Genomic DNA, 14,485 nt, shown 5'->3' on the forward strand with positions numbered 1-14,485 from the left:
GGTCAGGTTCCTTCAGGGGTGGGCAGGTGGGTCACCTCGGCCGCGAAGGGGAGGTGTGCGGGGCGGGCCGCCGCGACGACGGCGTGCAGACGGTGCGGGTCGACGGCGGCGGGGTCGCGGACCCGCAGGGTGACCCGCAGGCCGGGGTGCGGCGAGCCCGGGAAGGTACCGAGCGGACGCCGCGACCAGGTCGCCCCGCCGCTCTCGATGATCTCCGGGCGTACTCCGAAGGCCAGTTGGACGGCGTCCGACAGGCCGCGCCGGGTGCCGCGTACCCGGTGCAGCGAGATGGCCGTGGCCACCGCGCGGCGGCGGGTGGCCAGCGGTTCCGTCCCGTCGAGTTCGGTGCCGACCCATGTGGTCAGCCAGTCGACGAAGTCCTCGGGCGCGAGGGCGGGCGTGAAGTAGCTCTCCAGGCAGTCCAGGACGTTGAAGAGGGGGGCGAGGACGACATCGAGGCCCTCGACGAAGCGCTGGGCGAAGTCGTCGTCGGCGTAGACCGCGGGGAGCTGTCCGCCCAGTGGGTGCGGGGAGACCATCCCCGCGGGGGTGCCCCTCATCGGGCCTCGATCACGCGGACGCGGTGGTCGAAGGGGAACAGCAGCGCGGAGCGGGCGAGTTCGATGCGGTCGGTGGCGTCGCCGCGGCGGCCGGTGAGCGGGTCGGCGGGGTGCAGGAGGACCTCGTCGACGAGTTCCACGCCGGGCACCCGCTGCAGGGCCGCGAAGATCTCACCGGAGCGCAGCGGACGGCCGAAGGGCCAGCCGTCGCCATGGGCCCCACCGGTCAGCGGGTCGAGGTAGGCGTAGAGCGCGTCCAGGGCCTCGGCGCGTACCCGGTCGGCCCGCGCCGCCCGGAAGGAGTGCAGGGTCGCGACGACCGTGACGCCTTGGTAGAAGGGCGGGCCGACCGCGAGACGGGTGCCCACCGGGCGACGCTCGTCGAGGAACTGCGTGACACGGCCCAGGAGTTCTTCCCCCGGCACCAGCTGTTCGAAGCGGAGCCGGCCGCCGCGGTCGGGGACGGCCTGGGGGACGACCAGGACCCGGACGGCGTTCTCGCCGGTCCGGCCGGTCTGGCCGGCCTCGGGGCCCGACGCGCCCGCGGTGCTCGGGGTGGCCGTCGAGGGCTCGGCGGGATCGACCGCGAGACAGGCGATCCGGGCGGCCTCCGGGGCGGCGCGCCGCGCCAGTTCCTCGTAGTCGCGGGCGGTCACGGCCCGTTCCTGCGCGCGGAGCGTGATCGGCGCGCGGACCTTCGCCTCCTGCACGGTCTCGCCGTCGACCCCGCCGCGCGCGGCCTCCCGGTTCTCCACGCGCGCCACGTACGGGATCGAGCTGCGCAGCGCCTGGATCGCGCCGCGCGCCACATTGCCCGACCGCCCGCCGCCCGTGCGGTAGTGCGCGGCCCGTATCACCGAGCCCTTGGCGGGCACGGCCCCGAACTGCCGTACCGAACCGTCCGGTTGGCGGACCGACGGGCCGAAGGCGATCTCACCGGTCGCCTCCTCCAGTGTGATGTGCCGGTCGTGCGGGCCGGAGGACGCGAAGTCGGGGACGACCTGCCACTCGTGCCAGCCGTCGCCGTCCGAGACCTCCAGCCGCAGCGGCGGGCGGTCGGCGACGACGGGTGCATGTGCCAGGCGTATCCGCTGGCCGGGCACGCCCGCGGACTCGCCGAGCAGCTCGTCCTGCACCACGACGGCGTGCGCGACCCTCGTCGTGCCCCCGATGGTGAACGCGGAGGCGGACCGTACGGTCGGCGAGGCGCTGTAGAACGGCTGGCCGGGCGCGGCCTCGACGACCCGGCAGCGCAGCCACGCGGCATCCGTCCTGCCCACACGGGAGACGAGGTGCCCGGCCGGGATGTGCAGCACGACCTCGCCGGGCCGGTTGAGGCCGCCGGTGGAGTCCTCCTCGACCTCGCACTCCGCCCATCCGTCCGCGGTCCACGCCTCCCAGCGCAGCGGCGGCTGGCGCGGGTCCACGCCGACCCCGTCCACCCGGCTGTCCAGCTGCAGCACGGCCACGCACCGCGGCACCGCCGCCGACAGCCCGAACAGGAGGGTGTCGCCCGGCTGCGGGGCGGCCGCGAAGACGGCAACGTCGCGGCCGCCGAAGACGTCCTGGCCGCAGTCCTCGGGGGTGGTGCCCGCCTCCTGCCGCAGTACGGCGGACAGTTCGCAGGGCACGACCGTCAGATCGTCCTCGGTGGCGAAGACCACCGCCTCCTCGGTCTCGGTCCGTCCGGTGGCCACCTCCGTCCCGGCGGGCAGCACGACCGGCTCGGGCTGCGGGGCGGAGAGCCAGAAGGTGACGTCGGCGCGGGCGGCGGAGGGCGGGAAGAGGGTGACGCCCAGCAGGTCGAGGAAGGCCAGATGGTTCTTCTCCGGCACCCGGTTGAGCCGGTAGACGATCTGGTCGGCCATATGGGCGACGGCCTCGATGAGGGTCACTCCGGGGTCCGAGACATTGTGGTCGGTCCACTCGGGGCAGCGTTGCTGGATGTAGCGCTTGGCGTCGTCGACGAACTGCTGAAAGCGACGGTCGTCGAGATGGGGTGCGGGCAGGGCCATCAGGCTTCGCTTTCGGTGGACGCGGCGGACGCGGTGGAGGGGGATTCCGTGGACGGGATCACATAGAAGGGGAAGACGAGGCTGCGCGGGTTGTTGGTGCCGCGCACGCTGTAGCGCACGTCGATGAACAGCACGGACGGATCGTCGGGCGCCGGGCTGACCTCGACGTCCTGGACCTCGATACGCGGTTCCCAACGGTCGAGCGAGGACCGCACCTCGTAGCGGATGCGCCCGGCCGTCGCCTCGTTGACCGGCGCGAAGACCATGTCGTGGACGGCGCAGCCGAATTCCGGCCGCATCGGGCGCTCACCGGGCGCGGTGGCGAGGACGAGCCGGATCGACTCCTCGATCTCCCGCTCCCGGCGGGCCAGTGCGATACCGCCGCCCGCGTCGGTACGCAGCGGGAAGCTCCAGCCCGCACCGACGAACTGTTCACTCATATCCCGTGCCCCCCTTGAGACGCATGTCCCTCACCTTCCTCAAGCTCCCTAGAAGGGAATGCCGTTGCGCAGGACGGCCGGTGCGTTCAGCGTGACCGTGGCCGGCGAGTTGATGGCTGCCGCGGCGCCCGCGTTGACGGCCACCGCGCCGACCGCGCTGACGGAGACCGCGCCGACCGAGTTGACGGCCACCGCGCCGGCCGACTTGAGGCTGATGGCGCCGGTCGCGTTGATGTCCGCCACGGCGCCCGCCATGACGCCGAACTTCGCGCCCGCCTTGATGTCGACCGCCCCGCCGGCGCTCATCGTCAGCGAGCCGCCCGCGGTCAGCGACAGGTTGCCGCCCGCCTTGATGCTCACGTTCCGGGTCCCCGTGATGGAGACGGAACCGTCGCTGCGGATGGTGACGCTGGTGCGCGCCTCGTCCATGTGGACGGTCATCCGGCCGTTGCCGGTCTGCAGCCGGATACCGCTCTTCATCCGGGTCTTGGCGTCCAGCAGCTCGACGATGTGACCGCTGCGGGAGGCGAAGCTGCGCCAGTTGACCCGCCCGCTGGTCGGGTCGATGGCGGGGAGACCGTCCGGCTCCCGGGGCGGCTTGTCCCGGCCGTTGTAGAGCCCGGCGAGGACGTACGGATGCTCCAGCGACCCCCGGTCGAAGGCGCACAGCACCTCGTCGCCGACCTCCGGCAGGACCAGCCCGCCGCCCCGGACGCCGCCCAGCTGCGCGACCCGGCACCAGTCGCTCTCGTAGGTGTCCGACAGCCAGGGGAAGCGCAGCCTGACCCGGCCCAGCCGCAGCGGGTCCTTGGCATTGCTGACCAGCGCCATCGCCACGCCCGGCATGGGCGGCGCCGGGTCCGCGCCGCCGGAGGCAAGCCCGTACAGCGACCGGAACTGCCGCCCCGAGACGGTCAGCCAGGTGGTGAACGGCCGCCCGGACTCGAAGACATGGCGGACACCGGTCGCCGTGTACTTCCCCTCGAAGGGGAAGCCGGCGCCCTTCAGCGCCACGGGCTGTCCCGGCTTCAGGTCCGGATTCCCGGTGACCGCCACCTCCAGCTCGGCGAACGAGCCCGCCGCGTCGTCGGCGAGGGCCCGCGCGGCGTGGGTCACCTGGGCCTGGGTGGTGAACGGGGTGTCCGTGGCGGTCAGTTCGGCCTTCCCGAACGGCTTGCTGAGCTGCCCCGGCGTGATGTCCGCGACGATGTCCTTGCTCGTCGTGGCCGGGGACTGCGCGGACAGCGCACGCTTGGCCCGCATGTCCCAGCCGCGCGCGCCCGCCCTGTCGACCTGCCCGGCGGCGGTGACGGCGATCCGGCTGTGCATCGCGTTGTGGCCGAACTCCAGGACGTACGGACTCTGCGCGGCCGGTGTGCTGCCGGCGGGCGCCGACGAGGCCGGGGAGAGCTTGCCGAACTGGAGCTTGCCCTTCGGGTCGAAGGAGAGATGGACGTCGTTCTCCTGGGCGAGGCGGAGCAGGAAGTCCCAGTCGGTGATGTTGGGCTGGGTGGCCAGCTCGTAGACGGTGCGGGTGGGCTCCACCTTGCCGAGGGACAGCTTGTTGAGACCGGCGAGACGGCGCACGATGTCGCTCGCGGTCATATTGGGGTAGCCCGCGACCCGGCGGTTGCGCAGCAGCCGGTGCCCCGGGTCGTATCCCCGGACGACCAGGTACTTGCCGCCGGCGTCCGCGTCCACCTCAAGAGCGGTGATCTCGCCGGTCAGCATGGGCGTACCGCGTCGCCCGTCCGTGAAGGGTGACAGCACCGCCTTCGCACCGACCTTGATCTGCGGGAAGGTCTTGAGGATGTCCGACCCCGTGTCACTGAAGGTGAGCTGGAAGGCGGACGGCACATTCACGCTCGCGTCCACCCAGCCCTCGATGAGGAGGGTGGCGAGCTTGTCGGGCAGCGGCGTGCCGCCGATCTCGGCGTACAGGACGCTGGTGTACGTCTTCTCACTCATCGGATGCTCTCGCTGCTCATCGGGCGGCCTCGTGGGTTGTGGGCTGCGGGGGAAGGCTCGGGGGACGGCCTTCTGGCGGGTCTTCGTCGGCGGCGGGCAGCAGCAGCTCCGTGCCCGGCCGCAGCCGCATCGGATCGTCGATCGCGTTCGCCTCCGCGATCAGCCGCCAGCGGGTCGCGTCCCCGTACTCCCGCCAGGCCAGCGAGGCGAGCGAGTCCCCCGCGACCGTGCGGTGGATACGGCGTGCGGAGAGCGCACCGGAGGTGGGGTTCTGCCCCTTGGTGGGCATGGCCACCTCGGTGAGGGACAGCGTGCAGGTGGCGCGGATCGGCTCCCCGGTGGGGTTGAACAGCGTGTAGGTGGCGCTGACGCTCGTCACATACGCCACGAACTGCACCGTGTTGAACGACCCCCAGGAAAACCGCACCCAAGGGGGCGACGGACGCTTGGAGTTGACGCTCTGTGCCGTCACCTCGCAGCAGGACAGCAGCAGTTCGATCTGCTTCTGCACCTTGCCGGAATTCGGGGTGCCGGAGGCGTCCAGGAACACCTCCAGCTGGAGCGTGGCGGGCCGGGTGCCGGTGAACTTGGGCGGTGCGCCCCGCGTATAGGCGACCGCGGTCTGGGTGTGCCACTCCGCCTCCCGCCCGAGCTGCAACTGGGTCGGATTGAACTGGAACTCCACCTCACCCATGCGGCCGCCCATGGAGCCGCCGAGGTCGGTGGGGGGCTGGTGGATCGCGAGAGCGGCCCGTACGAGGCTCGCGCCCGCCTTGCCGCCGGTCGGTGCGGCCACCTCAGGCACCTCCCGCGTCGGTGAACCCGTGGTGCGCGATCTCCAGCGTCTCGGTCGCCACACCCGGGCTGGACGGGTCCAGGCTCGGCCCCTGCCAGCGCACGGGCAGCACCTCCACCAGCCCCCACTGTGCGACGACCGAGCCGTCGGCGCGGAGCGCGGCGATCTGCGCGGTGGGCCGGCTGATGCCGGTGGCGAGGGACGAGATCCACGCGGCCACACGGGCGGTGTCGGCGGTGAGCGGGCGGGTGAGACGGATCGTGGAGAACGTCACGCGGGTGGGCAACTGCCAGACGAAACCGTTGTTGCCGCCCTCCTGCCGCTGCTCCACCTCCACCTCGGAGGCCAGGCCGTCGCAGCCGTTGAACAGGCCGAGGTCCTGGCCGTCGATGGTCAGCTTGAAGAAGACGGTGGAACCGGGGTCCTGGGCCTGGGGCATGGTGGGTGGTTCTTTCGGGTCAGGTGGTGGACGGGGCTGGAGGGCGGCGGGGTTGGAGGGGGACGGGGACGGGGCTGGTGGGCGACTGGGCTGGAGAGGGACGGGCGTGGGGTCAGCGGCCGTGGTCGCGCAGTCGTCCTATGCGCTCGCGGTCGCCGCGCAATTCGGCGCGGAGCAGGCGTGAGAGGGGGGCCACCAGCCGGCGGGCCAGGGCGTCGAGGGTTGCGGGGTCGGTGGGGGTGGGGGGTGTGGTGGAGGTGGTGGGGTCGGTTGAGGTGGGCGTGGTGGGCGTGGTGGTGGGGGCTGTTGGGGTGACTGGGGTGGCTGGGGTGGTTCTTGGGATGGCTGCTGCTGGGGTTGGGGGTGTGGGGGCGGTTGTGGAGGAGCCCGGGGCCCGCTGGATAGGGCGGGAGGTTGCTGTCGGAGTGGGGCCGGGGGGTGTGGCTGACGGTGCCTGTCTGGGGAGGGCGGCTGACGTGAGGGGCTGGGGGGCCGGAGCTGGGGCTGAAGCCGGGAAGCCGGGAGCGGTTCGCATCCCCGGAGCGGTTGGCGCATGCCGCACCACGGGGGTGGTGGGGAGGTTCGGTGCGGTCCGGACCGTACGAGAGGGAGTGTGCGAGGGACTCGGTGTGCGTGCCGGCGCCGATGCCGGTTTCTGCAGGGCGACGGCAGGGGCGGCCGTTCGTCGGGGTGACCGTCCCGCTGTGCCGGCTGGGCTCTTTGCGCTCTCCGTGCTCGTCGGGCTCGCCACGGTGCGGAGGGGGACGGCGGGTGCCGCCTGCACGCTCGATCGCTGCACCGCTGCGGGGCCGGTGGCCTCCGCCCCCTGACCGGTGGGCCGTTGCCGGGTGATGGGGTCCAGCGCACGGGCCGACACGAGCGGCGCTCGGCGGGCGGGGAGGGGAGTGGCCAGGGGAGGGCGAAGGGCGCTGGTCGTCAGCACTTGCTTCGTGGGGGTGGGGGAACCCTGGGCGTGGGATTGCGGTGTGCGGGGTTCCCGCGGATGGGATTCCTGTGGGTGGGGTTCCGGCGTGCGGGACTCCGGCGTGTGGGATTCCGGCGTGTGGGGCCCCGGCGTGTGGGTCTTGGATGTGCGGCTCTTCGGTGTACGGCTCTCCGATGTACGTGTCGTCGCCAACGGCCCAGCGGAGGTTGCACGTTCGATGGCCGTCGCGGAGCGCTGCACGGGGGCGGGGGCGGGGGCGGGGGCTGCGGCTGGAGCAGGTGTTTGGGGCGTTGTGGGTATTTGGGCCGGCGTCGAGGGTGCTGTTCGTGCTGGTGCTGCTGTCGGTGTCGCTGCTGGTGCTGGTGTCGCTGTCGGCGTCGGCGTCGCTGCAGGGGCAGGCGTCGGTGCAGCGTCCTGGCGGCGAATCGCGGCGGGCTCGGTGGGCACGCTGGTGGACTCGGCGGGTGCGCCGATCAGTGGCTTCCGTCGGATCGTGGGCTGCGTGGGCTGTCCGGGGGGCGGCGTACGTCCCTTGTCGGCAGGAGGCATGGCCGGTTGCGCGTCGGCCGCAACGTCCTTGACGGGGCTCTCGGTGTCCGTACTCGGGAGCAGCGGCGCTCCAAGTCCCAGGCGCCGACTGCCTGTTGCTGAGGTCCGCCGCGCGGGCCGGTGGCCCTCTTCCCTCGATGCTCGCTGGACCGGCGGACGCGTTCGGTCGCTGTTGCTCGTGGCCGGGCCTGGTGCCGGGCTCGTGGCCGGGCTTGGGGCTGCCGGGCTCGGGGCCGCGTGATCGCTGGTGTCGGCGTTCGCGCGTGAGGGCGTGCTCGCGGGCGAGGAGGGAGGGGAGACCGGTCGTGGGTTCGGGGCAGCGCTCGCGCTCGGTGCTGTGCCCGGAGCCGACGAGGTCGAGTCACCGCTCGGCGCCGGGCCGGCGCCGGGTGCGGCGTCCGTGCTCAGGGCGGCCTCCGGCGCGCTGCTCTGGTTCGGGGCGCTCGGTCGGCGTCGGCCAACCGCCCGCCGCTGTACGACCCGTTGAGGGGTGTCGGGCCGTACAGCGGCGGGGGCCGGTGCCGCACCCTCGCTCGCCGGTCCGGCTGCAGGGGTGCGGGGTGAGGGAGACGAGACAGGGGGCGCCGCTTCCGGAGCCGTCGTGGCCAGCGGAGCCGTCGTGGCCGCCGGCGCCGGCGCTTCGGTGCGTTGCAAGGGCGTATTGGTGGGGGAGGGAGTGGTGTCGCTGCTCCCCGGATGCGACGAGGTGGCCGGCCGCAGCCGACGCGGTGGCATCGGGACCTTGCCTGCCGAGGTGAGCGGGGACCGGCCGCCGACGGCCTTCCGTACGGGCATGGGCATGGCTACCGGCATGGCTGAGGGGCGGCCGGCGGGCCGCACCCCACGCGACGCGGAGCGAGCGGCCTCACCTCCGCCACCGGGTACGGCCTCGGCACCGGGCACGGTCGTGGCACCAGCGGTGGCCTTGCCGCCGGGCACACCCGTGCCACCCCCACCCGCACCGCTGGCACTCCCGGCACCCCCGGACGCCGTCTCGGTCACCGCCGACCTCGGCTGTCCACCCCGCCGGGCCCCCGACGGCACGGAGGACGGCGTGACGGGCAGCGCGGCAGACGGGGCAGACGGGGCAGACGGGGCAGACGGGGTGACGGACGGCCCGGCCGCCGAGGCGACCGGAGGCGTGCCCGGCGACATGGCCGACGCTGCGCTCGGCGCGTCGTTCCGCGGGGTCGCGGACGACGTCTCGCTCCCCGAAGCCGGTTGACGGGGAGCGTGCGCGGCAGTCGCCCGGGGGCGCGGAGCACCCGGCGACGCCACCCGCTGTACGGGGGCCCCGCCTTGGGATTCGGTAGGTGCCGCCTCTTGGGTCCGGGGACGTGCTGCACGTTCGGTCCGGGTACGAGGAGCATCCGTCGCCGCCGCCCGTTGCACGGCTGCTGCACCTTGAGCCTGGCTACGTGCCGCACCCTGTGCCTGGGTACCCGGATCACCCGTCGCCGCCGCCCGCTGGACGGCCGCTGCACCCTGAGCCTGGGCACGTGCCGCACCCTGAGTCTGGTTACCCGGATCACCCGCCGACGCCGCCCGCTGCACGGCCGCCCCACCTTGATCCTGGCTCCGCGCCGCACGCTGAGCCTGGGCACGCGGCGCACCCGGCGACGCCGCCCGCTGCACGGCCGCCCCGCCTCGCGCCTCGGTATGCACCTCACCCCCAGGCCCGCCATGAGGCCCGGAACGAACCCCGACGCCCTGCCCCGCGCCCATGTCGCGTGCCTCGCCCGTGCCTCGCCCCGCGCCCAAGCCACGCCCGGCGCCCGCACCTCGTCCGGCACCCGCCCCCGGCACGGCAGCGAACCCCGAGGCCGCCCCCGCGCTCCCGTCAGCCGTCTCGTCCACCCGCCCCGCGACCGGAAGTCGCAAGGCCGGCAGGCCCAGTTCGGCGGGGCGGCCGACGACGGGCACCAGCGCATCGCGCAGGACACCACCGGGTGCCGTGGCGCGGACGTCGTGCCCCAGCTCCCCTCCGAAGGAGGGGTTGCGGTGCGCGCTCAGCGACGCGGCGAAGCCGGCCTCCGCGACGGTGCGGGGCGCCCCCAGGACCCGCTGGATGGGGGGCGCGGCGGACCAGCCGCCACCGCCGCCACCGTCCGCGCTCCCGGCCGGAGCCTCCGCGGGCGTCCCGACCTCAGGCCCCTGCGCACGCTCCGCCTCCTGGGCACCCCGCGACCCCCGCCGCCACCTGAACAACCCCATCCTCAGTCACTGCTCCCGTTCAGCCCGCTCCACCAGGGCGGCGATCTGTGACACGTACGCGCGCCGGTCGGCGTGTTCGAGGTCGAGGATGTCGTCGATGCCCCAGTGGAAGTGGTAGGCGAGATAGGCGACTTCCTCCTCGATACGCCCGGTCGCGTACGTCACGATTCCCCCAGGCGGCTCCCGGCCAGTTCCACTTCGAAGGGCTCCTCGCAGTGCGGGCAGGACACCGCGGCGCGCGTGTGTCCCTCCGCATTGATCTGCCGGTAGAAGTCCTGCAGAAAGGCCAGATCGGAGGCGAACATGTTCTCCACCGTCCCGTCGTGCACGGATGCGAGCGTCCCGAGCCGGGTGATGACCCGGCCCAGCAGCACGACCGACAGATACGCCGGGTTCTCACGCACGCGCACGTCCCGCAGCGGGATCAGTTCGTCCCGTGCGGTCGCGAGCCGCATCGCGCCGTTCCGGTGGACGGTCCCGGACTCGTCCACGAATCCGCGCGGCAACTCGAACTCGAATTCCGTACGCAAGGGCTCACGTTGCTGTTGCGCCCCTGCCGGACCGTCGCGCCGCATTACTCGATGACCAGCTCTTCGAAGACGATGGTGACCTGCTCGGTCAGCGCGGCGGCGTCGCCTGCCTTGACCCCGCTGGTCTCGACCTTGCTGCACCATGCGTTGCGCATGTTGTAACGCTTCACGGGGTTGTTCTGGTAGTCCATCATCATGATCGTGGCGTTCTTACGGGCCGAACCCATATCGCCCGCGATGGACTTGTTGATCCACTCGCTGAACGCGCCGCTCTGCGTCATACCGCGGGTCACCGTGCATTCGCCGGCCTTCTTCGTGCCGGGCATCTTCTTCACGACGGGCTTTCCGTCCGCCGAGACCTGCTGGTACTCGATGACGTCCTGCTCCATGGTCAGACCACTGACCTCCTGCAGATATTCGACCATCACGCCGTCGATCTGCAGGCCGAAATTGTGTGAGGTGAGGGCATCACCGGGCTGAAGGGACAAGGTGGTTCACTCCTGTTGAGGGAAGGGAAAGGGCGATGAGTGGTGGGTGAGAGGAAGGGGAAGAGGCCGCGGCTGCTACTCCTCCAGCTCCCCGCCGCCGCCCGAGAACTGGGCCAGCCGGAAGACCACGAATTCGGCGGGCTTGACCGGTGCGATGCCGATCTCGCACACGACCCGTCCCACGTCGACGGATTCGACAGGGTTGGTCTCCGCGTCACACTTCACATAGAACGCGTCCTCGGGGCGCTGTCCGAACAGGGCGCCCGAGCGCCACTCATTCACCAGGAACGCCGAGATGTTGCGCCGGATACGGGCCCACAGCGCCTGGTCGTTCGGCTCGAACACCACCCACTGGGTGCCGATGAGAATCGACTCCTCCAGGTAGTTGAAGTAGCGCCGTACGTTCAGGTAGCGCCAGGCCGGATCGGAGGCCATGGTCCGTGCGCCCCACACCCGGATTCCGCGGCCGGGGAAGGCCCGGATGCAGTTCACGCCGACCGGGTTGAGCAGATCCTGCTCACCGCGGGTGATCTGCAGTTCCAGGTCGATGGCCCCGCGGACGATTTCATTGGCCGGGGCCTTGTGGACGCCACGCTCGGAGTCGTTACGGGCCCATACGCCGGCCATGTGGCCGGACGGCGGGATGATGCGGGTCTGGCCCGAGGCCGGGTCGAAGGCCTTGATCCACGGGTAGTAGAGCGCGGCATAGCGGGAGTCGTAACCCGCGATCTCCTGGCGCCACTTGCGGATGTCGCGTGCGTTGAGCGCCGGCGGCGGGTCCAGGATCGCCATCCGGTCGCCCATCAGCTCGCAGTGCGAGATCAGACCCAGCTGGACGGCCTTGACCTGCTCCAGGTCGATCAGGCCCTGCTGGTAGGCGGCCATCAGGTCGGGTACGGCCACCATGTTGACCTCGTCGAGCGCCTCCAGGCCGCCGAAGCCGGTGCGGTCGGCGGAGTCGCCGATGAACTGGCCGGAGGCGAGCTGCTCGACCGCGCCGGTCCCGGCGGGAGCGGCGGGCGCCGGGGCGGGCGGGGCCAGCGTGACGGCCTGCGCGTCGGGCTTCGTCACCTGCGCCGCCGGGACGGCCTCTTCGATGGCAATCGCCTTGGACCGCTGCTTGACCTGCGCGACGACATAGTTCCGCGAGCTCTTCTTCGCGCTGACGTCGAAGCTCTCGACGACCTTGTCGCCGTCCCGGACGACCAGCTTGAAGCGGTCGGCGCTGCCCTCGCCCTCGACGTCCTGCACCTCGACGGTGAGCGCCCCGCCGTTGGCGGAACCGGCAGCGATCGCCGAGACCTTGAAGGCCCCGAGGGCGGTCGGCTCCCCGGCAGTCAGCGCCCTGGGGGTCTGAGGGGCCGCGGCGGCCTGCGGCTCTCCCTCGCCGGTACCGCCGACCCGCACGACATACGCGGCCGTTCCGCCGTTGTTGAAGAACCCGTACACGGAGTGGGCGAGGTAGTACCCGTCCGTGAACTCACCGAAGGCGGCCACGTACTGGGACCAGTTCGTCACCAGGGTCGGCTCGTTGAGCGGACCGGTGGGAGCGAGCCCCACAAAGGCCGCCACCGACGTCCCGACCCCTTCAATGGGCCGCGATCCGCTGGCGACTTCCTCGACGTAGACGCCGGGGGAGAGGTAGGTGGGCATGTTCTGTACTCCCTGGATATGCGAACTGATCTGTTCGGTGTTTCTCGTGCTGCGCGAAGGCGAGAGGAACTGATGGCGATGGGGATCAGGGCATCGCGTACTCGAAGGTGGAGGTGAAGGAACTCATCGAGGTGGCCGCGATCTTGTCGCACCCCTTGTAGAACTCTTCCGCGTCGTTCGGATCGAAGCCGTTGGCGGAGACCAGCTGCGCGAGTGCCTGGTACTCGTTGAGCGCTCGCTCCTTGAAGTCCCCGTCCTCCTGGTCCACCTCCGCATCACGGTGGAACTGGGAGTCCTTGGAGCCACCGGTGGCGGAGTTCCCCTTGGCCTTGGCGAAGACGGCGTACTTGGTGAGGGCTTCGTGCAGCGTTCCGGCCGATCCGGAGACGACCTGGTTGAAGGCGGCGATCGCCACGGTCGGGTTGGCTGCGGCGCGGCGGAATTCTGCGCCCTGGATGATGGCGACGATCTTCGCGCAGTACTTGCGCCCGTCCTCGCTCATTCCGTCGAAGTCGTATCCCGGCTCGGTCAGGGCCCGGATGAAATGCTTGGCGAGTTCCTTGTCGGACAGGCCGGTGCTGTTCCCCGCTCGGGCGAACAGTGTGTCGTACTCGCCTTCCTGGGGGCCGCCCAGGACGAAGTTTCCGGTATGGCCGATGGAGTAGGAGTTCCCGGTCGGCTTGTGTGTGAACGGGTTCACCATCTTCTGGCGGTTGCGGAAACCATCCAGGTCCTGTTTCGTCCCGCGTGAGGAAAGCCGCCGGCGGACCTCGGCGAGGCGATGGATCTGATCGGCTTGAGGGAGGTCCACTTCCATGTGATCCGGATTCGACGCACCGGTCTTGATGGCGGTGGGAACCACTGGCGGAAGATTGGCTGCCGCCGCCTCTCGGACCCGCCTTTCGGCGGAATCCAAGAGCTCCTCGTACGACGGCCAGCGACCGAGGTCCCGCTCGTCGCTCGCCATCTTGATGATTTCGTCCCGGACCTCTTTCTTGAATGCGTCGTCCCACCGGGCATGGCGTGCCTTGCCCTTTGCCATGAGGGCGTCGAGGGGGAGGACATCTTCAGCGGCTTTGACGGTCTTGTTCGCCATTTTGAACGTGCGCTGCACGGGACGATGCCCGTCCGCGCTGCCGTGGTCCGGGGCGTGCGCGGGATCGGCCGTCCGCTGCACACCCGCGGAAAGCACCCGGCTCGCCGTGGCCTCCGCCTCCCTCTCGAACCGGTCGGACGGATCGCTCACCCTCGTCCCGTCGCCGCGGTCGGTGCCCGCGACCGGGCCGTTGCGCTGCTGGATCACATGGGTCAGTTCGTGCGCGAGCATGTGGCGGCCCGCCGCGGAGGACGTGTTGTAGCGGCCGCGCTGGAAGACGATGTGCGAACCGGAGGTGTACGCATGGGCGTCGACGGACTCGGCCGACTCATGGGCGGAGGCGTCGGTGTGCACCCGTACGTCGGAGAAGTCCGCGCCGAGGCGGGTCTCCATGTCGGTGCGGACCGGCTCGTCGAGGGGGCGGCCCGGTGCGCGCAGGACCTCCTGGACGGGCGAACGCTGCACGGTGGAGGACGCGGTGTGTCCGCAGCCCGCGCCGTGCCGGTGCTGCTCCTGGCCGGCCAGAAGGGCCGAGAACGCCGCGTTGCCCACGGTCCGTTGAAGGACGGCGGCCGCCTCCGGGGTGAGGCGCTCCGCCTCCCCGGCCGCGGCCAGGCGAGCCGCGTCGGAGGCAGGGGAGGGCGTCGCACGGACGGCGTGCGCCGCCCCCGAGCGGTCGCTCCCCGCGCCGGGCTGCCGGTCCTGTGCCCGCACGATGTTCCTCCCCCGTCACGATTACTGCTGCTTTGCTCCTTACGCTTTCGACCTTCGCGGACGGGCGGTTCCGGTTG

Annotated in this window: 12 protein-coding genes; 1 reads left to right on the forward strand and 11 read right to left on the reverse strand. The window is 71.7% G+C overall.

Translation table 11 applies throughout. The features are described from left to right. Positions 1 to 2: 2 nt before the first annotated feature. The 6 genes from STRNI_RS34135 to STRNI_RS34160 are packed head-to-tail and all read right to left on the reverse strand — an operon-like array spanning position 3 to position 6,218. Complete coding sequence (locus STRNI_RS34135; RefSeq protein ID WP_026169267.1) at positions 3 to 560, reverse strand: phage tail protein; 558 nt, start codon at positions 558 to 560, stop codon at positions 3 to 5. Next, entirely contained in the window at positions 557 to 2,575 is a 2,019-nt protein-coding gene (locus STRNI_RS34140; RefSeq protein WP_277412589.1) for a putative baseplate assembly protein, read from the reverse strand. The genes STRNI_RS34135 and STRNI_RS34140 overlap by 4 nt, the downstream gene beginning before the upstream one ends. Then, on the reverse strand, positions 2,575 to 3,015 hold the full coding sequence (locus STRNI_RS34145; protein ID WP_018087548.1) for a GPW/gp25 family protein: 441 nt from the start codon (positions 3,013 to 3,015) through the stop codon (positions 2,575 to 2,577). Before STRNI_RS34145 ends, STRNI_RS34140 begins: the two co-directional genes overlap by 1 nt. A gap of 48 nt (positions 3,016 to 3,063) precedes the next feature. Further along, positions 3,064 to 4,983, reverse strand: a complete 1,920-nt coding sequence (locus STRNI_RS34150; protein ID WP_266447971.1) for a VgrG-related protein — start codon at positions 4,981 to 4,983, stop codon at positions 3,064 to 3,066. Positions 4,984 to 4,999: 16 nt separating this feature from the next. Next, a complete protein-coding gene (locus STRNI_RS34155; protein ID WP_018087546.1) occupies positions 5,000 to 5,779 on the reverse strand; it encodes a CIS tube protein in 780 nt (259 codons plus the stop codon). Between the two features lies 1 nt (position 5,780). Further along, complete coding sequence (locus tag STRNI_RS34160; RefSeq protein ID WP_018087545.1) at positions 5,781 to 6,218, reverse strand: phage tail protein; 438 nt, start codon at positions 6,216 to 6,218, stop codon at positions 5,781 to 5,783. A gap of 2,096 nt (positions 6,219 to 8,314) precedes the next feature. Here STRNI_RS34160 and STRNI_RS34165 point away from each other — a divergent pair. Beyond that, a complete protein-coding gene (locus tag STRNI_RS34165; protein WP_277412590.1) occupies positions 8,315 to 8,938 on the forward strand; it encodes a hypothetical protein in 624 nt (207 codons plus the stop codon). A gap of 995 nt (positions 8,939 to 9,933) precedes the next feature. Here the strand turns inward: STRNI_RS34165 and STRNI_RS34170 are convergent. The 5 genes from STRNI_RS34170 to STRNI_RS34190 all read right to left on the reverse strand — a co-directional run bounded on the left by STRNI_RS34170 (position 9,934) and on the right by STRNI_RS34190 (position 14,408). Further along, positions 9,934 to 10,092 (reverse strand): DUF6760 family protein, encoded by a 159-nt coding sequence (locus tag STRNI_RS34170; protein ID WP_164764585.1) that lies wholly within the window; start codon positions 10,090 to 10,092, stop codon positions 9,934 to 9,936. Continuing rightward, on the reverse strand, positions 10,089 to 10,502 hold the full coding sequence (locus STRNI_RS34175) for a hypothetical protein (RefSeq protein WP_109888413.1): 414 nt from the start codon (positions 10,500 to 10,502) through the stop codon (positions 10,089 to 10,091). The genes STRNI_RS34170 and STRNI_RS34175 overlap by 4 nt, the downstream gene beginning before the upstream one ends. Continuing rightward, entirely contained in the window at positions 10,502 to 10,945 is a 444-nt protein-coding gene (locus tag STRNI_RS34180; RefSeq protein WP_018087540.1) for a phage tail protein, read from the reverse strand. Before STRNI_RS34180 ends, STRNI_RS34175 begins: the two co-directional genes overlap by 1 nt. Positions 10,946 to 11,020: 75 nt before the next feature. Then, a complete protein-coding gene (locus STRNI_RS34185; protein WP_018087539.1) occupies positions 11,021 to 12,598 on the reverse strand; it encodes a phage tail sheath family protein in 1,578 nt (525 codons plus the stop codon). An 85-nt stretch (positions 12,599 to 12,683) separates the two neighbouring features. Then, on the reverse strand, positions 12,684 to 14,408 hold the full coding sequence (locus STRNI_RS34190) for an eCIS core domain-containing protein (RefSeq protein WP_381844324.1): 1,725 nt from the start codon (positions 14,406 to 14,408) through the stop codon (positions 12,684 to 12,686). Positions 14,409 to 14,485: the final 77 nt, after the last annotated feature.

Origin of the sequence: Streptomyces nigrescens (genome assembly GCF_027626975.1) — a bacterium.
GTDB classification, from domain to species: domain Bacteria; phylum Actinomycetota; class Actinomycetes; order Streptomycetales; family Streptomycetaceae; genus Streptomyces; species Streptomyces nigrescens.

What these genes read in the sequence shown, in the direction of transcription:
- STRNI_RS34135 (WP_026169267.1), bottom strand. Translation starts at nt 560, where the DNA reads ATGAGGGGCACCCCCGCGGGGATGGTCTCCCCGCACCCACTGGGCGGA.
- STRNI_RS34145 (WP_018087548.1), bottom strand. Translation starts at nt 3,015, where the DNA reads ATGAGTGAACAGTTCGTCGGTGCGGGCTGGAGCTTCCCGCTGCGTACC.
- STRNI_RS34175 (WP_109888413.1), bottom strand. Translation starts at nt 10,502, where the DNA reads ATGCGGCGCGACGGTCCGGCAGGGGCGCAACAGCAACGTGAGCCCTTG.
- STRNI_RS34185 (WP_018087539.1), bottom strand. Translation starts at nt 12,598, where the DNA reads ATGCCCACCTACCTCTCCCCCGGCGTCTACGTCGAGGAAGTCGCCAGC.
- STRNI_RS34140 (WP_277412589.1), bottom strand. Translation starts at nt 2,575, where the DNA reads ATGGCCCTGCCCGCACCCCATCTCGACGACCGTCGCTTTCAGCAGTTC.
- STRNI_RS34150 (WP_266447971.1), bottom strand. Translation starts at nt 4,983, where the DNA reads ATGAGTGAGAAGACGTACACCAGCGTCCTGTACGCCGAGATCGGCGGC.
- STRNI_RS34160 (WP_018087545.1), bottom strand. Translation starts at nt 6,218, where the DNA reads ATGCCCCAGGCCCAGGACCCCGGTTCCACCGTCTTCTTCAAGCTGACC.